This window comes from Pseudomonas sp. Y3 TE3536, assembly GCF_053629175.1.
This window is the reverse complement of the sequence record NZ_JBRJHU010000001.1, coordinates 1,351,150-1,372,481: the sequence shown is the minus strand read 5'-3', so window position 1 is coordinate 1,372,481 and position 21,332 is coordinate 1,351,150. Positions and strand designations below refer to the sequence as shown.

At 64.8% G+C, this 21,332-nt stretch carries 25 protein-coding genes; 14 read left to right on the top strand and 11 right to left on the bottom strand.

Annotated features, from left to right (window positions below):
- Nucleotides 1-147 precede the first annotated feature (147 nt).
- Nucleotides 148-591, bottom strand: coding sequence for a winged helix-turn-helix transcriptional regulator (locus AB7M33_RS06225; RefSeq protein WP_454242588.1), 444 nt, complete (start codon nt 589-591; stop codon nt 148-150).
- A gap of 116 nt (nt 592-707) precedes the next feature.
- On the opposite strand from AB7M33_RS06225, the gene AB7M33_RS06220 reads away from it, so the two are divergent.
- Nucleotides 708-1,913, top strand: a complete 1,206-nt coding sequence (locus AB7M33_RS06220) for an MFS transporter (protein ID WP_454244203.1) — start codon at nt 708-710, stop codon at nt 1,911-1,913.
- Here AB7M33_RS06220 and AB7M33_RS06215 read toward each other — a convergent pair.
- The 5 genes from AB7M33_RS06215 to AB7M33_RS06195 all read right to left on the bottom strand — a co-directional run bounded on the left by AB7M33_RS06215 (nt 1,901) and on the right by AB7M33_RS06195 (nt 5,770).
- Complete coding sequence (locus AB7M33_RS06215) at nt 1,901-2,584, bottom strand: OmpW/AlkL family protein (protein WP_010951793.1); 684 nt, start codon at nt 2,582-2,584, stop codon at nt 1,901-1,903. The genes AB7M33_RS06220 and AB7M33_RS06215 overlap by 13 nt on opposite strands.
- Nucleotides 2,585-2,693: 109 nt before the next feature.
- Entirely contained in the window at nt 2,694-3,209 is a 516-nt protein-coding gene (locus AB7M33_RS06210) for a DUF3299 domain-containing protein (RefSeq protein WP_099452760.1), read from the bottom strand.
- Nucleotides 3,210-3,218: 9 nt separating this feature from the next.
- On the bottom strand, nt 3,219-4,484 hold the full coding sequence (locus AB7M33_RS06205) for an ABC transporter permease (RefSeq protein WP_454242587.1): 1,266 nt from the start codon (nt 4,482-4,484) through the stop codon (nt 3,219-3,221).
- On the bottom strand, nt 4,484-5,194 hold the full coding sequence (locus AB7M33_RS06200) for an ATP-binding cassette domain-containing protein (RefSeq protein ID WP_454242586.1): 711 nt from the start codon (nt 5,192-5,194) through the stop codon (nt 4,484-4,486). Before AB7M33_RS06200 ends, AB7M33_RS06205 begins: the two co-directional genes overlap by 1 nt.
- Nucleotides 5,195-5,770: a DUF2796 domain-containing protein gene (locus AB7M33_RS06195; protein ID WP_265969303.1), complete on the bottom strand. Its 576-nt coding sequence runs from the start codon at nt 5,768-5,770 to the stop codon at nt 5,195-5,197.
- Nucleotides 5,771-5,903: 133 nt separating this feature from the next.
- On the opposite strand from AB7M33_RS06195, the gene AB7M33_RS06190 reads away from it, so the two are divergent.
- Nucleotides 5,904-6,245 (top strand): hypothetical protein, encoded by a 342-nt coding sequence (locus tag AB7M33_RS06190; RefSeq protein WP_454242585.1) that lies wholly within the window; start codon nt 5,904-5,906, stop codon nt 6,243-6,245.
- Nucleotides 6,246-6,374: 129 nt separating this feature from the next.
- Here the strand turns inward: AB7M33_RS06190 and trxA are convergent, their stop codons facing one another.
- From trxA to AB7M33_RS06175, 3 genes are read right to left on the bottom strand one after another with little or no spacing between them, the layout of a single operon-like run.
- Nucleotides 6,375-7,247 (bottom strand): thioredoxin, encoded by an 873-nt coding sequence (gene trxA / locus AB7M33_RS06185; RefSeq protein WP_099452764.1) that lies wholly within the window; start codon nt 7,245-7,247, stop codon nt 6,375-6,377.
- A 31-nt stretch (nt 7,248-7,278) separates the two neighbouring features.
- Nucleotides 7,279-7,938: a class I SAM-dependent methyltransferase gene (locus tag AB7M33_RS06180; protein ID WP_085274018.1), complete on the bottom strand. Its 660-nt coding sequence runs from the start codon at nt 7,936-7,938 to the stop codon at nt 7,279-7,281.
- Nucleotides 7,939-8,391: a YbaY family lipoprotein gene (locus AB7M33_RS06175; protein ID WP_027594905.1), complete on the bottom strand. Its 453-nt coding sequence runs from the start codon at nt 8,389-8,391 to the stop codon at nt 7,939-7,941.
- Between the two features lie 105 nt (nt 8,392-8,496).
- On the opposite strand from AB7M33_RS06175, the gene nrdR reads away from it, so the two are divergent.
- The 12 genes from nrdR to AB7M33_RS06115 all read left to right on the top strand — a co-directional run bounded on the left by nrdR (nt 8,497) and on the right by AB7M33_RS06115 (nt 17,288).
- Nucleotides 8,497-8,961: a transcriptional regulator NrdR gene (gene nrdR, locus AB7M33_RS06170; protein WP_009685710.1), complete on the top strand. Its 465-nt coding sequence runs from the start codon at nt 8,497-8,499 to the stop codon at nt 8,959-8,961.
- Between the two features lie 2 nt (nt 8,962-8,963).
- On the top strand, nt 8,964-10,094 hold the full coding sequence (gene ribD, locus AB7M33_RS06165) for a bifunctional diaminohydroxyphosphoribosylaminopyrimidine deaminase/5-amino-6-(5-phosphoribosylamino)uracil reductase RibD (RefSeq protein ID WP_454242584.1): 1,131 nt from the start codon (nt 8,964-8,966) through the stop codon (nt 10,092-10,094).
- 42 nt (nt 10,095-10,136) lie between these two features.
- The gene (locus AB7M33_RS06160; protein WP_027594907.1) at nt 10,137-10,802 is read left to right on the top strand and encodes a riboflavin synthase; all 666 of its coding nucleotides are present in this window, start codon (nt 10,137-10,139) and stop codon (nt 10,800-10,802) included.
- A gap of 18 nt (nt 10,803-10,820) precedes the next feature.
- On the top strand, nt 10,821-11,912 hold the full coding sequence (gene ribBA / locus AB7M33_RS06155) for a bifunctional 3,4-dihydroxy-2-butanone-4-phosphate synthase/GTP cyclohydrolase II (protein ID WP_012270288.1): 1,092 nt from the start codon (nt 10,821-10,823) through the stop codon (nt 11,910-11,912).
- Nucleotides 11,913-12,003: 91 nt separating this feature from the next.
- Entirely contained in the window at nt 12,004-12,480 is a 477-nt protein-coding gene (ribH, locus tag AB7M33_RS06150) for a 6,7-dimethyl-8-ribityllumazine synthase (protein WP_003255395.1), read from the top strand.
- Entirely contained in the window at nt 12,477-12,977 is a 501-nt protein-coding gene (nusB, locus tag AB7M33_RS06145) for a transcription antitermination factor NusB (RefSeq protein ID WP_099428217.1), read from the top strand. Before ribH ends, nusB begins: the two co-directional genes overlap by 4 nt.
- A gap of 18 nt (nt 12,978-12,995) precedes the next feature.
- The gene (gene thiL, locus AB7M33_RS06140; protein ID WP_454242583.1) at nt 12,996-13,964 is read left to right on the top strand and encodes a thiamine-phosphate kinase; all 969 of its coding nucleotides are present in this window, start codon (nt 12,996-12,998) and stop codon (nt 13,962-13,964) included.
- Complete coding sequence (locus AB7M33_RS06135) at nt 13,961-14,464, top strand: phosphatidylglycerophosphatase A family protein (protein WP_027594910.1); 504 nt, start codon at nt 13,961-13,963, stop codon at nt 14,462-14,464. The genes thiL and AB7M33_RS06135 overlap by 4 nt, the downstream gene beginning before the upstream one ends.
- Nucleotides 14,465-14,480: 16 nt before the next feature.
- A complete protein-coding gene (locus AB7M33_RS06130) occupies nt 14,481-15,224 on the top strand; it encodes a substrate-binding periplasmic protein (protein WP_454242582.1) in 744 nt (247 codons plus the stop codon).
- Nucleotides 15,225-15,442: 218 nt separating this feature from the next.
- On the top strand, nt 15,443-16,060 hold the full coding sequence (gene ribA, locus AB7M33_RS06125; protein WP_027594912.1) for a GTP cyclohydrolase II: 618 nt from the start codon (nt 15,443-15,445) through the stop codon (nt 16,058-16,060).
- On the top strand, nt 16,057-16,476 hold the full coding sequence (locus AB7M33_RS06120; RefSeq protein WP_252826562.1) for an MFS transporter: 420 nt from the start codon (nt 16,057-16,059) through the stop codon (nt 16,474-16,476). Before ribA ends, AB7M33_RS06120 begins: the two co-directional genes overlap by 4 nt.
- The gene (locus AB7M33_RS06115) at nt 16,476-17,288 is read left to right on the top strand and encodes a cobalamin-binding protein (RefSeq protein WP_265970084.1); all 813 of its coding nucleotides are present in this window, start codon (nt 16,476-16,478) and stop codon (nt 17,286-17,288) included. The genes AB7M33_RS06120 and AB7M33_RS06115 overlap by 1 nt, the downstream gene beginning before the upstream one ends.
- On the opposite strand, the gene AB7M33_RS06110 is transcribed toward AB7M33_RS06115, so the two are convergent.
- Nucleotides 17,266-19,140: a TonB-dependent receptor domain-containing protein gene (locus tag AB7M33_RS06110; protein WP_454242581.1), complete on the bottom strand. Its 1,875-nt coding sequence runs from the start codon at nt 19,138-19,140 to the stop codon at nt 17,266-17,268. The two genes, AB7M33_RS06115 and AB7M33_RS06110, sit on opposite strands and share 23 nt — an antisense overlap.
- A gap of 122 nt (nt 19,141-19,262) precedes the next feature.
- Nucleotides 19,263-21,158, bottom strand: coding sequence for a 1-deoxy-D-xylulose-5-phosphate synthase (gene dxs / locus AB7M33_RS06105; protein WP_085274012.1), 1,896 nt, complete (start codon nt 21,156-21,158; stop codon nt 19,263-19,265).
- Between the last annotated feature and the right edge of the window lie 174 nt (nt 21,159-21,332).

Sequence of the window (21,332 nt, the reverse complement as noted above, 5' to 3'; positions counted from 1 at the left end):
GGCAACGCACGCCGTCCTGTAGGAGCAGCCTTGCGCTGCGAAGAGGCCGGTGGCAACACAGTAGATTTTCACTGCTGCCACCGGCCTCTTCGCAGCACAAGGCTGCTCCTACAGGAGTCTTGGCTCGTCAGCCACGTGGCGCCGGGCTCAACCGTGCCGCACCACCGTGCGCTGGCAATCATCAGGCCCCAACACCCGCCCATCCCGAGCGCGCACTTGCAGGGTCTCGACCGTTTCCCCTGTGGCGCGGTCCAGCAACGCCGATCGCGTTTCTCCCGCCTCGAACAAGAACTGCTCCCCCCACTGGCGCAAGGCGATCACCAACGGAAACACCGAACGCCCTTTTTCGGTCAGCACATACTCTTTGTAGGCACTGCCATCCGATGCCGGCTGCAACGCCAACAGCCCACTCTCCACCAGTAACTTGAGCCTTGAGGCCAGGATGTTCTTGGCCAGCCCGAGGTTCTTCTGAAACTCACTGAAGCGGCGCAAGCCATCGAAGGCGTCGCGCAGGATCATCAGCGCCCAGCGATCACCCAATACTTCAAGGGCCCGGGCTACCGGGCATTGTCCGTTCTTTTCGTCGAGCATCGTGCGGCTCTCTCAAGGGTTCTGGTTGCAGATTAAAACCACATTTGCTAGAAATCCATATGTGGTTTTAATTTGAAACCAGATTGAAGGGATACGCCATGCACACCCCGAATGCTATACAACCCCGCCTGACCCGCGCGATGACCCTGTTACTGGCCCTCACCTGCGGCATTGCAGTGGCCACGGTGTACATCGCCCAGCCCTTGCTCGAGTCCATGGCACGGGACCTGGGGGTAGGGCAGCAGCGCATAGGCTGGGTGGTCGGCGCCACCCAGGCCGGTTATGCGCTGGGCTTGCTACTGATCGTGCCGCTAGGCGACCTGATCGACCGCAAGCGCCTGATCGTCGGCCAGTTGTGGGTCTCGGCCCTGGCCTTGATGGCGGTAGGCATGGCCTGGGACTGGGCGGTGCTGCTGATGGCGCTGGCGCTGGTCGGGTTGATGGCCGTCATGGTGCAGGTGATGGTGGCGCATGCCGCCACCCTGGCCACCCCCGCACAGCAGGGGCAGGCGGTGGGCACGGTCACCAGCGGGGTGGTGCTGGGCATTCTGCTGGCGCGGCTGGTGTCTGGCTTCGTCGCCGACATGGCGGGCTGGCGTGTCGTCTATTTTGCCGCAGCCGGGGTGCTGATGCTGATGGCCTGCCTGCTCTGGCGCGGCATGCCGGGTGCCCGGCCGGCGGCGCAGCGCCTCGGTTACCTGGCATTGACGGGCTCGCTTTGGGCGTTGTTCAAGGAAGACCCTGCCCTGCGCCGACGCGGGTTATACGGCCTGTTGATCTTTGCCGCCTTCAGCGTGCTGTGGAGCGCGATGGTGCTGCCGCTGAGCGCTTCGCCCTTGGCGCTCAGCCACACCCAGATCGGCCTGATTGGCCTGGCCGGCGTGGCAGGCGCGGTTGCTGCTTCCCGGGCCGGCCGGTTGGCCGATCAAGGCCGCGGCGAGCGCACCACCGGGTTCGCCCTGGCAGTACTGACGGTGTCGTGGCTGCCGACGGCGTTCGTCGAGCATTCGCTGCTGGCGTTTCTAGTGGGGGTGGTGTTGCTCGATTTTGCGGTGCAGGCCGTGCATGTCACCAATCAGAGCCTGTTGCTGGCCGGGCGCAGCGCACAGGCGAGCCGCCTGATTGGCGCCTACATGTGTTGCTATTCACTGGGTAGCGGATTGGGCGCGGTGCTGGCGACCTGGGTCTATGCCCGATGGGGGTGGGCGGCGGTGTGCGTGCTGGGGGCAGGGATCAGTGCGACAGCCTTGGGTTGCTGGCTGGGGGCGAGAACAGGGAGCGCGGCAATGGCCGCCCTCCCTGCCAGGGATCAGAACTTGTAGCCAAGGCCGACCATGTAGACCCACGGGTCGACGTCGACGTCGACCTTGGTCTTGCTGTAGCCCAGCGCGGTCGGGCCGTTGACGCTGGCCTTGGTGTCGATGTCGACGTACCAGACCGAGGCGTTGACCAGCAGGTTGTCGGTGAGCATGTAGTCCATGCCCAGTTGGCCAGCGATGCCGACCGAATCCTGCAGCTTCAGGTTGCTGAAGCCTTGTTCTTTACGCGCGCTGCTCAGGTCTTCATCGAAGAACAGGGTGTAGTTGATGCCCACGCCGGCATACGGCTGGAAGCGGGAGTTCGGCTCCATCGGGTAGTACTGCAGCGACAGGGTCGGTGGCAGTTGCTTGATGTCGGCCAGCTTGCCGTCCAGGCCGCCGCCCAGGCCCTTGACGCCCACGGTGTGCTTGAACGGGGTGGCCGCCAGCAGCTCGAGGCCGATGTGGTCGGTGAGCATGTAGGCAAAGGTCAGGCCCAGCTGGGTGTCGCTGTCCAGGGTTGCCTTGGTGCCCGACACCTTGTTGCCGTCGAACTTGAGGTCGCCGCTGCTTTCGTTCGGTGCGGTAGTGATGGCACCGGCGCGCAGGATCATATCGCCTGCCTGGTAGGCGTGGGCGGCAGGGGCGGCGAGCGCAAGGGCCACAAGCGAGGCGCCGAGCAAGGACTTGTTCATGGAAGCTCCCAGAGGACATTAGTAATTGAGTAGTCCAATGGTACGGATGCGTCTAAACCGAAAGTTTGACCCAGCTCAAAGAAGCGTCGGAACGAATTCGAAACAGTTCTCACTTCAGCTCATAAGCGTATATTTTCTCGGCTTCCATCTGGTATCCGGCGTCGGCCAGTTCGCTGCTGGAGGCGCTCACCTGCATCTTTCCCTCGATCCAGTAGGGCTGATACAGGTCTTCGACGCGCACGCCCATCTCGCTGAAGATGTGCACGATCTGGTTCGAGGGTGGTGGCGGCACGTGGATGCAAGCGCCGTAGTAGGGCACCAAGAGGAATTCGGTGGTGCGGCCTTCTTCGCTGACCTCCAGCGGCACGATGTAGCCCGGCAGCTTGATCTGCTGGCCATCCAGGCTTTTCACCACCGGGGCATCCGGCGCCTGCTGGCGGGCGGCGGGCGCCGATTCGGCGGCCAGAGCGTCGCTCAGCTGTGACAGGTCGTGCAGCGGGGCCAGTTGCGGCGGGATGACAGGGGCGCCTTCCGGGATCAATGCAGGCCAATCGAGTTCGCGGGGTTCGGCCGCCCAGGTGGGGGCGGCGAGTACTACCAGTGATAACAGAAGCGCGCGGAGCATGGCGTTTCCTCAGAGGTGGATCGACAAGCCATCGGCCAGCGACTGCCGATAGGCACGCCAGGCCGGCACGCTGCCCATCAGCAGTGCAGCCCCGAGGATAATAGCCAGCAGCGTCCATTCATGGGCACTCGGCAGGGCCAGCGGCAGGAACAACCCATAGTTGGCCTGCACATAGCCCTGCGCCAGGGCGATGCCGGCGTACAGCAAGCCTAGCCCGGCAACGATCCCCACCACGGCCAGCGACAGCGCCTCCAGTACCAGCAACCCGGCGATATGCCAGGGCCGGGCACCGACCGAGCGCAAGATCGCCATCTCCCGACGGCGCTCGTTGAGGCTGGTGAGAATCGCCGTCAGCATACCGATCAACCCGGTCAGCACCACGAACAGCGAAACCACGAACAGCGCCTGCTCGGCGGTGCCCATCAGGCTCCAGAGCTCCTGCAGGGCCACCCCGGGCAAGATCGCCAGCAAGGGTTCGTTGCGGTACTCGTTGATTTCCCGTTGCAGGCTGAAGGTGGCGATCTTGCTGTTGAGGCCAAGCATGAACGCGGTGATGGCGGCAGGTTGCAGGTCCATGGTACGTGCCTGGTCGGCACTGACGCGCCCGGCACCGCGGGCGGGCACCCCGTTGTGCCAATCGATATGGATCGCCTCCATGCCACCCAGGCTGATATGCAGGGTGCGGTCGACCGGGGTGCCCGTACGCTTGAGCACGCCGACCACGGTGAACGGCTTGTCGTCATGCTTGACCAGGCTGATCGCCGCAACGCCATGCGCCAGTACCAGCTTGTCGCCCAGTGTGTAGTGCAAGGCGTCGGCCACTTCGGCGCCGAGCACCACTTCGAACGGGTCGTCGGCGAAGGCGCGGCCCTGGCTCAGCTCCAGGTGCTGCCTGCGGCCATATTGATAGTGGCTGAAGTAGTCGCCGGTGGTGCCCATCACGCGATAGCCGCGGTGCGAGTCGCCCAGCGAAATAGGGATCGCCCACTTCACCCGTGGGTCCTGGGCGTAATGCTGGTAGCTGTCCCAGCGGATGTTGTTGGTGGCGTTGCCAATACGAAACACCGAATACAGCAGCAGGTTCACCGAGCCCGAGCGGGCGCCGACGATCAGGTCGGTACCGCTGATGGTGCTGGCGAAGCTGGCGCGGGCTTCGGTGCGCACGCGCTCTACGGCCAGCAGCAGGCACACCGACAGGGCAATGGCGAACGCGGTGAGGAAGGCGGTGAAACGGCGGTTGGCCAGGCTGGCCAGGGCAAGACGAAGCAGGTACATCAGGCCTCCCGGGGCTTGGCGGCGCGGTTGAGTTCGGCCAGGGAAAGGTGGCGGTCGAACAGCGGTGCCAGGCTCTGGTCATGGCTGACGAACAACAAGCTGGAACCGGCTGCCCTGCACTCATTGAACAGCAGGCGGATGAAGGCTTCGCGGGTGTCGGCATCCAGTGCCGAGGTCGGTTCGTCGGCAATCACCAGCTCTGGCTGGCCGATCAGTGCTCGGGCAGCGGCTACCCGTTGCTGCTGGCCGATCGACAGGCTGTCGGCGCGCCGGGCCAGCAGGGCGGGGTCGCCCAGGCCCAGGTGGGCGAGCAGCGTGGCGGCAGCCTGGTCGACACTGCCATGGCGCTGGGCCGCCCGCATGGCGCGGCTGCGCGAAAAGCGGCAAGGCAGCTCGACGTTCTCGCGCACCGACAGAAACGGCAGCAAGTTGAACTGCTGGAAGATGTAACCCGTGTGGTCGACCCGGAAGCGATCGCGCGCGCCTTGGCCGAGGCCACTGAGGTCGTGGCCGAGCAGGCGAATGCGGCCCTGGCCAGGCAGGTTCACGCCGCCCAGCAGGCCCAGCAGCGTGGTCTTGCCGCTGCCGCTGGGGCCTTTGAGAAACAACGCCTCGCCGGCCTCCAGCTGGAAGGCGGGAATATCCAGCAGGGCCGGTTGGCCAGGCCAGGCAAAGACCAGGTCATGCAGTTCGATCAGCGGCTGGCCCATTCAGAACGCGACCGCGGCCTTGGCGGGTGTCGCTTCAACGCCTTTCTGACCTTTAGGGCCGATCAGTTGCACGTTGATCTTCTGGGTAGCCGGGAAGGCCTTGAACAGCGGGGCAAGGTCGATCTGGGTGAGGCTGTCCGGGTTGGCACAGGTCAGTTGGTAATGCGCACCAATGTCGCTGTGCTCATGGCCGTGCTCATGCTCGTCGCCATCATCGTCGGCTTTCGGGGCATCTCCGAACAGCGGGCTTTCCAGCTCCTGTGCATCGTCCTTGCACCCAGCGGCTGCTGCCAGGCCGAACAGCTGCAAGGGTTGCTCGAGTTGCTGGCGCACGGCGGCGACCTTGGCTTTGTCGGCATCGCTATTGGCAGCGTGCTCGAAACCGACCAGGTTCATCGCCGGGCTGTCCAGTTCCAGCTCCAGGGTGTTGCCATCGAGCACGGCGTTGAGCTTGGCCACGCCATGCTCATGGGCGCCGAGGGTGCCATGGGCGTGATCATGGTCATGGTCATCGTGGGCATGGGCCATGGCGAGGGGCAGCAGAGCGAAGGGCAGGGCGAGCAGCAGGCGACGCATGGAAGACTCCAGGAGCAGGCTGGGAATGATTTGGTAATGTTATAACAATTTTTCTGCCTGCCGCCAGCCTGTGTGGCGCAGGTTTCATGTTGCTGTAGCATGGCTGCATTGACCTGCGTTCAAGGAAAGCATCATGAGAATTCGTGGACAGATTGGTGACTGGCCCGTGGACCTGACTGTCGAGCTGGAGCCGGCCGAGTGGGCGCAGTTGGGGCGGCACCTCGAGGTGCCGGTTACCGCCGAAGCGGCGGCCGCCTCGCCAGCAGCGCCGCGGCAAGATGACGGGCAGTGGGCCGCAGCACGCGACGTGCTGCGCCAGGCTGGGCAGATGAATGGGCCAGCGTTGCTGGACCGCCTGGAAGGGCTGGCGGGGAGTACCGCGGCGGGCAAGCGACTGCTGGTGCGGTTGCGGCACAGCAGCGAGGTGAAGGTGGAAAGTGGCGCGGATGCGCCGGTGTATTACTGGGTCGGCTGACAAGGTCACACGCGTTCGGGGTAGGAGCAGCCTTGTGCTGCGAAGAGGCCGGTGAAAGCAGCGCAGATTGACTGTGCTTTCACCGGCCTCTTCGCAGCTCAAGGCTGCTCCGACAAGGGCGTGCCTGCCTCAGAACAGGGCTGAAGACAGCTTGCGGCGATAGACGCTCACCAGCGGATGATCACCGCCCAGCAGTTCGAACACCTGCAACATCGCCTTCTGCGGCAACCCGTTCTCGTAGCCGCGGTTGCGCTTGAACAGCTTCAACAAGCCTTCCAGCGCCGCCTCGTACTGCTGACGGGCCAGTTGTTGAATGCTCAACTGGTAGGCCGCTTCATCGTCTTCTGGGTTCTGCGCCAGGCGGCTCTTCAGGTCGGCGACTTCCGGCAGGCTGGCAGCCTGGCGCAGGAAGGTCAGCTGTGCCTTGGCACCGGCCAGGGCTGCCTTGTGCTCGTCGGTCTTGACCGCGTCCAGCACCACCTGGGCCTCGCCCAGCTCGCCCCGCTCAGCCAGGCAACGGGCGTACAGGATCAGCGCCTCGGCATTGCTGTTGTCTTCACCCAGCAGCGCCTGGAGCAGTGCTTCGGTCTCGGCGAAGCGGCTTTCGGCGAACAGCGCCTTGGCCTGCTCCAGCGGCGATGCGGCAGGCTCGGCCGGCATCTGCACGTGCGGTTCGAGCAGCGCGCGGATTGCCGACTCTGGCTGCGCCCCGGCAAAACCGTCGACCGGCTGGCCGTCTTTGAACAGCACCACGGTCGGCAGGCTGCGAATGCCGAACTGGGCGACCACCTGCTGCTCCACGTCGCAGTTGATCTTGGCCAGCAGCAGCTCGCCCTGATAACCCTCGGCGATTTTCGCCAGCAGTGGCATCAGCGCCTTGCAGGGCGCGCACCACTCAGCCCAGAAGTCCACCAGGACCGGTTTGTGGAAGGAGTTTTCGATGACCAATTGCTGGAAGGTGGCATCGGTGGCGTCGAAAATGTACGGCGTGTCTTGGCTCATCGCGACTCTCGCAAACTCGTGAATGGCACCACTATAAAGGCTCGCGGCTGGCGTGGTACAGGCTGACCCGGCGGAATTCGTGGGGCTCGGCCAGGTCCGGCAGGGTCAGTGCGTCGAGCACGCCCAATTGTTGGTACAGCGGGTGGCTGAAGTCGCGAACCCGCGAGTCGGCCACCAGCGCCTGGCGGCCGCGGCCGAGGAAGGCATCGAGCAGTGGCAGGTTGGCGCGGTCATACAGCACATCGGCGACCAGGATCAGGTCGAAGCGGTCATCCTCGGCGAAAAAATCGTTGCTGTAGCCGAGCTCCACCCCGTTCAACGCGGCGTTGGCGCGGCAAGCGTCGAGGGCCAGTGGGTCGAGGTCGCACGCCACCACTTCAAGGGCGCCTGCGCGGGCTGCGGCAATGCCGGCGATGCCGCTGCCCGCGCCAAAATCGAGCACACGCTTGCCCGCCACCCATGCCGGGTGTGCGGCCAGGTAGCGGGCCATGGCCAGGCCGCTGGCCCAGCAGAAGCTCCAGTACGGAGGTTCTTCGAGAATGCGCCGGGTTTCTTCGCTGCTGAAGGCGCGGTCCATGTTCTGGTCGTCGATCAGCCACAGCTTCAATTCGCAGTCAGGCAGGTCGCTGACCACCAGGCGCGCCTCGCCGATCAGGCCACTGAGGGCCTGTTGCAGTGCCAGTGGCGCCACTTACGGTGCCTTCTCGAAACGCAGAGGGCCGGTGGCCTGGGTTTGCGGCTGGGCGATGCGCACAGGGGGCAGGTGCATGATCAACTGCCCAGAGCTGCTGGCGCGGCCGCGCAGTTCGACGCGGGCACCGGCCGGGAAGGCTTCGGGGTTGAAGCGCAACTGATAAGGCAGCGCCTGCCCGGTGCCGGTCAGGTTGCTGCTGGCCAGCAGGCGTTGCGGGCGGTCGCGTTCGTCGATCACCAGCAGGGCCAGCTCCACGTCGGCGCCGGCCGGGATTTCCAGCAAAGTACCGCTCAGCTCACGCTGGTAGGCGGGCAGCGGGCCAAGCGGTTGGGCCTTCTTGGCCACTTTGGCTGGCGCAGGCGCCTGGCCTTGATCGGGCTTGGGCTGGTCGCTACCGCAAGCGGCAAGCAGGGCGGCGCAGCACAGCACGACGAGCGCTCGATAGTGCATTGGGGCTTCCTTCACGGGCAGATTTCCCTGGATGTTAACCCCTTTGGCTTGTCTTGCCAGTGGGATGCGCTACCATGGCCCTCCCTTTTTTTGTTGCCTGCCACCATGCACTGTCCCTTTTGCGGTGCCAACGACACCAAGGTCATCGACTCTCGTCTTGTCGCCGAGGGCGAGCAAGTGCGCCGCCGCCGCGAGTGCGTTGCCTGCGGCGAGCGTTTCACTACCTTCGAAACCGCCGAACTGGTGCTGCCCCGGCTGATCAAGCAGGACGGCACGCGCCAGCCTTTCGACGAAGACAAGTTGCGTGCAGGCATGCAGCGGGCGCTGGAAAAACGCCCGGTCAGCGTCGAGCGCCTGGAAGCGGCGCTGGCGCACATCAAGAGCCGCCTGCGTGCCACCGGCGAACGCGAGGTCAAGTCACTGGTGGTGGGTGAAATGGTGATGGCCGAGCTGCGAAAGCTCGACGAGGTGGCCTATATCCGCTTCGCCTCGGTCTACCGACGCTTCCAGGACCTCGACGAATTCCGCGAAGAAATCGACCGCCTGGCCCGTGAGCCAGCTAAAGAGTGAGCATGCCCAGCCAGACCGCGATCCTCGATGCCCACTACATGGCCCGCGCCCTGGAGCTGGCCCGCAAGGGTATTTACAGCACCCACCCCAACCCGCGTGTGGGGTGCGTGATCGTGCGCGATGGCGAGGTGGTCGGCGAAGGCTGGCACGTGCGCGCCGGTGAGCCCCATGCCGAGGTGCATGCCCTGCGCCAGGCCGGTGAGCGCGCCCGCGGCGCTTGCGCCTATGTCACCCTCGAACCGTGCAGCCACCATGGCCGCACGCCGCCGTGCGCCGAAGCGCTGGTCAAGGCTGGCGTGGCCCGCGTGGTGGCCGCGATGCAAGACCCCAACCCGCAAGTGGCGGGGCAGGGGCTGCGGCGCCTGGCAGAGGCCGGTATCGAGGTCAGCAGCGGTGTGCTTGAAACTGAGGCCCGCGCGCTCAACCCAGGTTTTCTGAAGCGCATGGAGCATGGCCTGCCGTTTGTCAGGGCCAAGCTGGCCATGAGCCTGGACGGCCGTACGGCCATGGCCAGCGGCGAAAGCCAGTGGATTACCGGCCCTGCCGCCCGCGCTGCGGTTCAGCGGCTGCGCGCTCGCTCCAGTGTGGTGCTCACCAGCGCCGCCAGCGTGCTGGCCGACAATGCGCGTATGACGGTGCGGGGCGCAGAGCTGGGCCTGGACGACGAAACCCGCGCCCTGGCCTTGAGCCGCACGCCGTTGCGCGTGCTGATCGATGGCCGCCTGCGCCTGCCGCTGGATGCGCCGTTCTTCCAGGCCGGCCCGGCCCTGGTGGTGACGGCCGCCGCTGAAGCGCCGCGTTACGCCGAGGCAGGCCATGAGCTGTTGAGCCTGCCAGGCACCGATGGCCAGGTCGATCTGCCCGCGTTGATGCGTGTGCTGGCCGCGCGTGGCGTCAACGAGATTCTGCTGGAAGCCGGCGCAGGCCTGGCTGGCGCGTTCGCCCGGCAAGGCCTGATCGACGAATACCAGTTGTTCGTCGCCGGCACCTTCCTGGGTTCCCAGGCCCGCCCGCTGCTGGACTGGCCCCTGGCGAAGATGAGCGAAGCACCGCGACTGAAAATTACCGAAATGCGCGCAGTGGGCGATGACTGGCGGGTCACGGCCGTCCCCCTGCCGGCGCCCGGCGTATAATGCCTGGCTTGCCCTGCGCAACCCGTTCTTGAGGAAGACCCCATGTTCACCGGCATCATCGAATCCATCGGCACCATTCGCAGCATGACCCCCAAGGGCGGCGACGTGCGCGTCTACGTCGAGACCGGCAAGCTCGACCTGGGTGACGTCAAGCTTGGCGACAGCATCGCCGTCAACGGCGTGTGCCTGACCGCCGTCGAACTGCCGGGCAATGGGTTCTGGGCCGACGTCAGCGTCGAGACCCTCAAGCGCACCGCCTTCATCGACCTCAAGAGCGGCAGCAAGGTCAACCTGGAAAAGGCCCTGACCCCCACCACCCGCCTGGGCGGTCACCTGGTCAGCGGCCACGTCGACGGCGTCGGCGAAATCATCTCGCGCAGCGATAACGCCCGCGCCATCCAGTTCCGTGTGCGTGCACCCAAGGAGCTGGCCAAGTACATCGCCCACAAGGGTTCGATCACCGTCGACGGCACCAGCCTGACGGTCAATGAGGTCAATGGCGCCGAATTCGAGCTGACCATTGTCCCGCACACCCTGTCCGAAACCATCATGGCCGACTACCGCGCAGGTCGTCGGGTCAACCTTGAGGTCGACCTGCTGGCCCGTTACCTGGAGCGTCTGCTGCTGGGTGACAAGGCGGCCGAACCGAGCAAGGGCAGTGGCATTACCGAAAGCTTCCTGGCCGCCAACGGCTTCTTGAAATCCTGATTGAGAAGGGGGTGCCGAGTGGCGCTCAACAGCATCGAAGAACTGGTCGAAGACATCCGCCAGGGCAAAATGGTCATCCTCATGGATGACGAAGACCGCGAAAACGAAGGCGACATCATCATGGCAGCCGAGTGCTGCCTGCCTGAGCACATCAACTTCATGGCCAAGCACGCCCGCGGCCTGATCTGCATGCCGATGACCCGTGAGCGCTGCGAAACGCTGAAGCTGCCGCTGATGGCGCCGCGCAACGGCTCCGGCTTCGGCACCAAGTTCACCGTGTCGATCGAAGCCGCCGAAGGCGTCACCACCGGTATTTCCGCTGCCGACCGCGCGCGTACCGTGCAAGCGGCCGCGGCCAAGGACGCCAAGGCCGAAGACATCGTCAGCCCGGGCCACATCTTCCCGCTGATGGCCCAGCCCGGCGGCACCCTGGCCCGTGCCGGCCACACCGAAGCCGCCTGCGACCTGGCGCGCATGGCAGGTTTCGAGCCGAGCGGCGTGATCTGCGAAGTGATGAACGATGACGGCACCATGTCGCGCCGTGCCGAGCTGGAAGTGTTCGCCGCCGAGCATGGCCTGAAGATCGGCACCATCGCCGACCTGATCCACTACCGCATGATCCACGAACGTACCGTGCAGCGCGTTTCCGAGCAGCCGGTCGAAAGCGAATTGGGCGAGTTCAACCTGGTCACCTACCGCGACGCGGTGGAAGGCGACGTGCACATGGCCCTGACCCTGGGCAAAATCTGCGCTGAAGAGCCGACCCTGGTACGCGTGCACAACATGGACCCGCTGCGCGACCTGCTGCTGGTCAAGCAGCCGGGCCGCTGGAGCCTGCGCGCGGCCATGGCTGCCGTGGCCGAGGCCGGCAGCGGCGTGGTGTTGCTGCTGGGCCACCCGCTGGACGGCGACGTGCTGCTGGCGCACATCCGCGAAAGCGCGGGCGATGCACCGACCAAGGCACCGACCACCTACAGCACCGTCGGCGCCGGTTCGCAGATCCTGCGCGACCTCGGTGTGCGCAAGATGCGCCTGATGAGTTCGCCGATGAAGTTCAATGCGATATCCGGATTCGATCTGGAAGTTGTAGAATACGTGCCCTCCGAGTGACTTGAGACGGCGCGCGAGCCCTCACGCTCGAGTCCAAACCCTCCCGAGGCCGCCAGCGAGCGGCCTCGCTCTTGAAGATGAGAACATCGGAATGACCCTGAAGACCATCGAAGGTACCTTCATCGCCCCCAAAGGTCGCTATGCTTTGGTGGTTGGCCGCTTCAACAGCTTCGTCGTCGAAAGCCTGGTAAGCGGTGCCGTTGATGCCCTGGTACGCCACGGTGTCAGCGAAAGCGACATCACCATCATCCGTGCCCCGGGCGCGTTCGAAATCCCGCTGGTGGCACAGAAGGTCGCCCAGCAAGGCGCGTACGACGCGATCATCGCCCTGGGCGCCGTGATCCGCGGTGGTACCCCGCACTTCGAATACGTGGCGGGCGAATGCACCAAGGGCCTGGCCCAGGTGTCCATGGAGTTCGGTGTTCCGGTGGCCTTCGGCGTTCTGACCGTCGACTCCATCGAGCAGGCCATCGAGCGTTCCGGCACCAAAGCCGGCAACAAAGGTGCTGAAGCTGCCCTGTCCGCTCTGGAAATGGTCAGTCTGCTGGCGCAGTTGGAGGCCAAGTGATTAGCGACGAAAGCGATCGTTTCAACCCGCGCGATCCAAAACCTGCGGATGCCGGCAAGCCCTCGAAGAGCGCCAAGCGCCGCGAAGCCCGCAAGCTCGCGACTCAGGCGCTGTACCAGTGGCACATGGCGCGTCAGTCGGTGAACGAGATCGAAGCGCAGTTCCGGGTCGATAACGATTTCACCGATGTCGATGGCGCCTACTTCCGCGAAATCCTGCATGGGGTTCCGACCAAGAAGGACGAGATCGACGCGGCCCTGAAGCCTTGCCTGGCGCTCGCGCTGGAAGAGCTCGACCCGGTTGAACTGGCTGTGCTGCGGTTGTCCACCTGGGAACTGATGATGCGCGCCGATGTGCCGTACCGTGTCGTGATCAACGAAGGTGTCGAGCTGGCCAAGGTCTTCGGTGCCACCGACGGCCACAAGTTCGTCAACGGCGTGCTGGACAAGCTCGCCCCTTCGCTGCGCGAAGCGGAAGTCAAGGCGAACAAGCGCTGATCCCGGCGCTGGCGGACCATGGGTGAGTTCGAGCTGATCAGCCATTACTTTGCCGCCGCGCCCTGTGCGCAAGGCGGTGAAGGCGTGGCCCTGGGCATCGGCGATGACTGCGCGCTGCTGGATGTGCCTGTAGGCGAGCAACTGGCGGTGTCCACCGACACCCTGGTGGCCGGCGTGCATTTCCCTGCGGTCTGCGACCCTCTGCTGCTCGGCCAGCGCTCGCTGGCCGTGGCGGCCAGTGACCTGGCGGCGATGGGCGCTACCCCCATCGGCTTCACCCTTGCCCTGACCCTGCCCGAGGTCAGCGCCGACTGGCTGCAAGCCTACGCTGACGGCCTCAACCGTATGGCCCGGCAGTGCCAGTTGAGCCTGATTGGCGGTGACACCACCCGTGGTCCCTTGAGCATCACCCTGACCGTGTTCGGCCGCGTGCCGGCCGGGCAGGCGTTGCGCCGTGGCGGTGCCCGCCCGGGTGACCTGCTGTGTGTGGGCGGTGAACTGGGTAACGCTGCGGGCGCCTTGCCGCTGGTCCTGGGCGAGCGCCATGCCGATGCTGCCCTTGCCCAGCCGTTGCTCGACCACTACTGGTCGCCCTCGCCGCAATTCACCTTGGGCCAGCTGTTGCGCGGGCGTGCTACGGCCGCACTGGATATTTCCGACGGCCTGCTGGCCGACTGCGGGCATATCGCCAAGGCGTCCCGCGTGGCGCTCGAGGTGAACCTGGACCAGGTGCCGGTGTCATCCGCTTTGCAGGGCTTCCTCGGTCATGAGGCTGCCGTGCAGGCTGCCTTGACCGGGGGTGACGACTATGTGCTGGCGTTCACCTTGCCGCCGGCTCAGCTTTCATCCCTGCAGGCCCAAGGCCTGGCGACGTTCCATGTCATCGGGCGGGTGCTCGAAGGCCAGGGCGTCAGCCTGCGTGACGGGCAGGGCCAGGACATCACCCCGCGGCAACGCGGCTATCAACATTTTAGGGAGACACCGTGACCGATCACCCCAATCAGGTGCCTGCGGAGTTCGTTCCGCCCTCGGTCTGGCGCAACCCCTGGCACTTCATCGCCTTCGGCTTCGGTTCCGGCACCTTGCCCAAGGCACCGGGCACCTGGGGTTCGCTGGTGGCCATACCCTTCATACCGCTGTGGCAGATGTTGCCGGATTGGGGCTATTGGTTGCTGCTGGGCATTACCATGCTGTTTGGCTTCTGGCTGTGCGGCAAGGTCGCCAATGACTTGCGCGTTCACGATCATGAAGGCATTGTTTGGGACGAGATGGTCGGCATGTGGATCACCCTCTGGCTGGTGCCAGAAGGCTGGCAATGGTTGCTGGCGGGGTTCCTGATGTTCCGTTTCTTCGACATCCTCAAGCCGTGGCCGATTCGCTGGATCGACCGCCATGTGCATGGAGGGGTCGGGATCATGCTCGACGATATCCTGGCCGGCGTGTTCGCCTGGCTGGGCATGCAAGTTCTGGTGTGGGCGGTTGCCTGAGGCAGGGAGCGCGTGAATGGCCATAAGGACTGTGCTGTTGGCAATGCTGCTGGGTTGTGCTCCCTGGGTGGGGGCGGCCGAAGGTGTGCCAAAGCAGGTCCATCTGGTCAGCGAAGAATGGCTCGACTACACCAACGCCAACGGTACCGGGGTCGCCTGGGATGTGCTGCGCAAGGTGTTCGAGCCGGCCGGGGTCAAGGTCATTACGCAGAGCGCGCCCTACAGCCGTGCAGTGGGGCTGGTAAAGCGGGGCGAAGCTGATGCCTGGGTAGGCTCCTACAAGGGCGAGAGCGAGGATAATCTCTACCCGCGCTGGCACTTCGACATGGACCACATCTATGCCTTGGGGCTTGCCAGCAAGCCGGTACCTACGCCGAGCACGGTTGGCCAGTATCGCCTGGCTTGGGTGCGTGGCTACGACTACGCCAGCTACTTGCCCAATGCCCATGACTACCGCGAAATTCAGCGCCGTGAAGGCATTTTGCCGATGCTCGAGCACGACCGTGTGGACTTCTACATCGATGCGCTGACCGAGGTCGACTACGTGCTTGGCCAGGCGTCGGAGCCTGCACGCTTTCGTAAAAGCCACGTCGCCGAACTGCCGTTGTACCTGGCGTTCGCCAATAACGATGAGGCCAAGGCACTGCGGGAACTGTTCGACAAGCGCATGGCCGAGCTGGTGCGCAGCGGTGAATTGAAGCCGATTTTCGAACACTGGAACCAGCCGTATCCCTTCACTGCCGACAGCAAGCCGCTGTAGGAGCGGCCTTGTGCTGCGAAGAGGCTGGTGACAAGCGCAACGATTGGTGTTGCTTAAGATGGCCTCTTCGCAGCACAAGGCTGCTCCTACAAGGGGGAGCGGAAAAATAAGCATCGAACTTTTCGATCTTAAACCGCGGTATTCAGCCAGCGCACTGGCGCCGACCTGCTGATACAATCGCCCCACGAGAAATTTACTACTTATTTCAGGAGCACAACGTGCCCGTCGTCTTTGTTGCCGCCTCTAAACTCCCGACCCCGTTCGCGACTTTCACCATGCATGGCTTCCTCGAAGAAGCCACCGGCCGTGAGCACGTGGTGCTCAGCCTGGGTGATATCGCTGACGGTGAACCGGTGTTGGGGCGCCTGCACTCCGAGTGCCTGACCGGCGATGCCCTGTTCAGCCAGCGCTGCGACTGCGGTTCGCAACTGGAAGCCGCCCTGCAGGCCATCGCACGTGAAGGCCGTGGTGTGCTGTTGTACCTGCGTCAGGAAGGCCGTGGCATCGGCCTGTTGAACAAGATCCGCGCTTATGAGCTGCAGGACGGTGGTGCCGACACGGTCGAAGCCAACGAGCGCCTGGGCTTCGCTGCCGACCAGCGTGACTACGCCATCTGCCTGCCGATGCTCGAACACTTGGGTGTGAAATCCCTGCGCCTGATGACCAACAACCCGCGCAAGGTCAAGGCACTGACCGACATGAACATCGTCGTCGCCGAGCGCGTGCCGCTGCACACCGGCCATAACCCGCACAACCGCTACTACCTGGCGACCAAAGCCGGCAAGCTCGGCCACATGCTGGGCAACGAACACCAGGGCGAGGTGCCCCAGGCGTGACCCGCGCCGAGGTCAAGCGGCGCCTGGCGCTGGCCTGGTGGCAATACCTGGCGGTGGGCCTGGTGCCGCTGCCGGTGATGGCCTGGGCGTTTGGTGGCGGTGATGCGTTGATCCCGGTACTGGCCATGCCACTGTTCATCGCGGGGGCGGCGACCATGTTCCTTAGCCTGCCGCGCTTCGGTGCCTACAAGCGTGCGCTGATCGCGACCTCCAAGGTGCTCGGCAGCACCGAAGAGCCGGCAGCCTGGATAACCCTGGCGCGGGTGCGGCGCATCGCCATGCTGTATGCCTGCTTCCCCGCCTGGGTTGCCGCGCTGTCGGTGCTGGTGGGGCTGGAGGCCGTGCCGCAAATCCTTTTGGCGCTGTCCACCGTGGTGGTGCTCTACCTGTACCGCATCCCACGTCAGCTGGGCTGATGCGCAGCCTTCTCTGGCTACTGGCGCTGTGCGCCTGTAGCGCCAGCGCCGGCGAGCCGCTGCGGGTGGTCAGCCTGGCACCTTCGATGAGCGAAATCATGCTTGAACTGCACGCCGATGACCTATTGGTCGGCGTGCTCGACGGCGGTGATCGCCCGCCAGCATTGCGTGAGGTGCCTTCGGTCGGCCGCCAAGGCCAACTGAACATGGAGCGTCTGCTCAGCTTGCAGCCTGACTTGTTGCTGCTCTGGCCCGGCAGTGTGGCACCAGCACAGCGTGATCAGCTCAAGCGCCTGGGCATCGCCACCTTCAGCGCCGAACCCCACGACATCGACCAGTTGATCGATCAGATCGAAGCCATCGCCCTGCGCGTCGGCCGCGAAGGGCAGGGCCAGCAATACGCCCAGGCCCTGCGTGACAGGCTGCGGCAACTGCGCCAGCAGTATCGGCGTGAGCAGCCGCTGCGCGTGTTCTACCAAGTCTGGGATCAGCCCTTGTACACCCTGGGTGGCAGGCAGGTGGTCAGCGACGCGCTGGCCGTATGTGGCGCGCGTAATGTGTTCGCCGACCTCAACCAGCCAGCCCCTCAGGTGAGCGTGGAGTCTGTACTGCTGCAAGACCCGCAGGTGATTCTGGCGGGTGATCAGGCGCAGTTGGACAGCTGGAGGGCCTGGCCACGCCTGCGTGCAGTGGCCGATGAGCGCTTGCTGGTGGTGCCCGACAAAGGGCTGGAACGGCCCAGTGGGCAGATGATCGAGGCCACCGCCCGCTTATGCGCGTTGCTCGAAGCTAAAGCGCCGGCGTCCAGGTGACGCTGAACAGCACGGTGCGGCCTTCTTCGCGGTAGCTGTGGCTGGCGCCTTCATAGCTGTACAGGGCGCGGCTGTGGGTGTGGTCCAGCAGGTTGTCCAGCTTCGCTTCCAGTTTCAGTTCATCCGTTGCCGCCCAGCTACCGCGCAGGCCGAGCAGGCCAAAGCCGGCGAGCCGGTTGCGGTTGGCTTCGTCATCGTAGCTGGCGCTGACGGCTTGCCAGCTTCCGCCCACACTGAACCGCCCAAATGCGCGGTCCAGGTCCAGGCTCACGGTACGGCGAGCGCGGCGGGCGAGGGTATGGCCACTGTCGCGGTCGCGCGGGTCGATCAGCGCCAGGCCGAGCTGGCTGCGCCATGCGCCCCATTGCTGGTCGAGGGACAACTCAACGCCGTTGATGCGCGCCGAGGCGACGTTGCGCGGGATCGCGTCCTGGCCAAAGATGATGGCGTCGCGCAGGTCGGTGCGGTACAGCGACGTCTCCAGGCGGCTGTCCGAGGTGAGCTGGCTGCGCCATTGCAGTTCGTAGCTTTTGGAGTGCTCTGGGCTCAGGTCTGGGTTGCTGAATTCTGGGTAATACAGGTCGTTGAACGTCGGGGCTCTGAAGCCTTCGCTGTAGGACAGCAGCACATCGTTGGACGCGTTCACGGGTACGGTAAGGCTACCGCTCCAGGTGGTCTGGCCACCGAACTGCTGGTTCTGGTCGCGGCGCACGCCCAGCTCGGTGGAAAACTGCTCTCCCCGGTACCGATGTTGAACGAAGGCCGCCCGGTTCCAGCGGCTGTCTTCGGTGAAGTCAGTGCTGCCGTGCACGCGGTCTTCGTACCAATCCCCGCCGATCAGCAGCGTGTGCTGGTCATTCAAGGCCAGGTCGTTTTGCCAGGTGAGTTGATCACGATAGGTGTTGAACACGAAGCGCTCATCGCTGAGCTTGTCGCGCTTGTCGTCACGGTTTTCGCTGTGGGCAAGTTCCAGGCGCGAATGCCAGCTGTCGTTGAGCTGGGCATCGAAGTAGGTGCCCAGGCTGCTGACGCTGAAATCGGTATAGGGCTTTTGCCCGAAGCTTTCGAAGGTGACCGGGTTGAAGCCACCGAACGGGTTGTCGTATTCACTGCGCCCATGGCTGTCGAGCAGGTTGAGGCCGGCCTCGAAGCGTTCGCCGAAGGTGTGGCTGAGGCTCAGGTTGAATGATCTGTTGCGGTACGCATCGTGATCACCATCGCTGGCAAAGGACGGGCCGGTGGCGTCGATGCCGGCAGTTTCGTCCAGGCTGGCGCCCAGGTTGAAGCGGGTGGCGCCGTTGCCACCGGCCAGGCCCAGGCTGCGTTGGAAGGTCTGGTTGCTGCCGGCGGCCAGGCGTAGGCGCGGTTGCAGGCCAGGGCCGCTGCTGCGCCGGGTGAAGATCTGAATCACGCCGCCAATGGCATCGCTGCCGTAGATCGCCGAGCGGGAGCCGCGCAGTACTTCGACACGCTCGATCTGGTCGACATCGAGAAATTGCAGGCCGCTGTCGCCGGAGGTGGCGTTGGCGATGCGCACGCCATCGACCAATACCAGGCTTTGCGCTGCCTTGGTGCCGCGGATGAAGATACCGGGCAGGCTGCCGCGCCCCCCCGTGGGAGCGACTTGCACGCCGGGGACGCGGGCTAGCAGGTCGGTGACGCTGGTGGGTTGCAGGCGGTCAATGTCGGTGCGGGTGAAGACGGTGTTGGCGGCGCTGGTGGCGGTGCGCGACTCGACTTGGCGGTTGGCGCTGATCAGCACATCGGGGAGTTTCAGGGCGTCGTCGCGTTCAGCGGCTAGAAGCGGCAGCGGTAGGCACAGGAGGGTGGCGGTGAAGCTCGGGATTTTCATGGGCATTACCATTTTGCGAGGGCTGCGCCCTCGATCGCGACGCAAGGCCGCTCCTACAGGGCCAGCGCAATCCTGTAGGAGCGGCCTTGTGTCGCGAAAGGGCCGCAAAGCGGCCCCAAAGGTTACAAGCCGAGCTTGGCCATACGCGCTGTAACCGAAGCCTCGATGCCAGCAGCATCCAGCCCACACTCAGCCAGCATCTGCGCCGGCTTGGCATGCTCGACATAAATGTCCGGCAAGCCCAAGTGCAGCAGCGGCTTGACCAGGGCCTGGCTAGCCAGGAACTCACCCACGGCAGCCCCTGCACCGCCCATGATGGCATTTTCTTCGATAGTCACCAGCAGTTCATGGCTGCCCGCCAATTCGAGTACCAGTGCCTCGTCCAGTGGCTTGACGAAGCGCATGTCGACCACCGTGGCGTTGATCTGCTCGGCAACCTGCAAGGCTTCGGTCAGTTGCACGCCAAATACCAGCAGGGCGACTTTCTCACCCTGGCGGCGGATGACGCCCTTGCCGATTTCCAGGGGGGTAAGGTCCCCACTGATCGGTGCGTTGGGGCCGGTGCCGCGCGGGTAGCGCACTGCCGCCGGGCCGTTGTACAGGTGGCCGGTGGTGAGCATCTTGCGCAGTTCGTTCTCGTCGCTCGGGGTCATCACCAGCATGCCGGGGATGCAGCGCAGGTACGACAAGTCGTAGCTGCCGGCATGGGTCGGGCCGTCTTCACCCACCAGGCCGGCGCGGTCGATGGCGAACAGCACATCGAGGTTCTGTACCGCCACGTCGTGGATCAGCTGGTCATAGGCGCGCTGCAGGAACGTCGAATAGATCGCCACCACCGGCTTGCTGCCTTCGCAGGCCATGCCGGCGGCCAGGGTGACCGCGTGCTGCTCGGCAATCGCCACGTCGAAGTAGCGCTCCGGGTAGCGTTCGCTGAAGTCGACCAGGTCGGAGCCTTCCTTCATCGCTGGGGTAATGCCAACCAGGCGATTGTCGCTGGCGGCCATGTCGCACAGCCACTGGCCGAACACGGCGGAGTACTTGGGCCCGCTGGGTTTTTTCGGCGCGGCGGGCTTGTCGGCGGGCTCGAGCTTGGTGATGGCGTGGTAGCCGATCGGGTCGACCTCGGCCGGGGCGAAGCCTTTGCCCTTCTTGGTCACCACGTGCAGGAACTGCGGGCCTTTGAGGTCACGCATGTTGCGCAGGGTGGCGATCATGGTCGGCAGGTCGTGGCCGTCGATCGGGCCGATGTAGTTCCAGCCCAGTTCTTCGAACAGGGTGCCGGGGACCAGCATGCCTTTGGCATATTCCTCGGTGCGACGGGCGATTTCCCACGCGCCTGGCAGGCGCGAAAGCACCTTCTTGCTGCCCTCGCGCATGCTCGCGTAGGTGCGGCTGGAGAGAATCTTGGCCAGGTAGTTGGACAGGCCGCCGACATTGCGCGAAATCGACATGTCGTTGTCGTTGAGGATCACCAGCATGTCGGCGTTGACTTCCTGGGCGTGGTTCAACGCCTCGAAGGCCATACCGGCGGTCAGGGCACCGTCGCCGATCACCGCGATCGACTTGCGTGCGCTGTTCTGCAGGCGGGCGGCGATGGCCATGCCCAGCGCTGCACTGATCGAGGTGCTGGAGTGGCCGACGCCAAAGGTGTCGTACTCGCTCTCGCTACGGCGCGGGAAGGCGGCAATGCCGTCCTTCTGGCGCAGGCTGAGCATGCGCTGGCGGCGGCCGGTGAGGATCTTGTGCGGGTAGGCCTGGTGGCCGACGTCCCACACCAGCCGGTCGTCCGGGGTGTCGAAGACGTAGTGCAGGGCGATCGTCAGCTCGATCACGCCCAGGCCGGCGCCAAAATGCCCACCGGTCTGTCCCACGGTGTAGAGCAGTTCCTGGCGCAACTCGTCGGCCAGGGTCTCCAGGTCGGCTTCGGCCAGCCGGCGCAGGCCGGCAGGCGTGTCAGCGCGGTCGAGCAACGGCGTGACCGGGCGTTCGCGGGGGATCTCTTGAAACGTCGTGGGCATCAGGCGAGTCGTTATAGGTGTGAAGACGCGGCAGTTTACCCCATTGTGGGAAAAGTGCCCATTGAGAGGGGGTAGCACGGGGCTGCTTTGCAGCCCATCGCCGGCAAGCCAGCTCCCACACGTTCAGCGTTTTGCTGTGGGAGCCGGCTTGCCGGCGATGGGCCGCATGGCGGC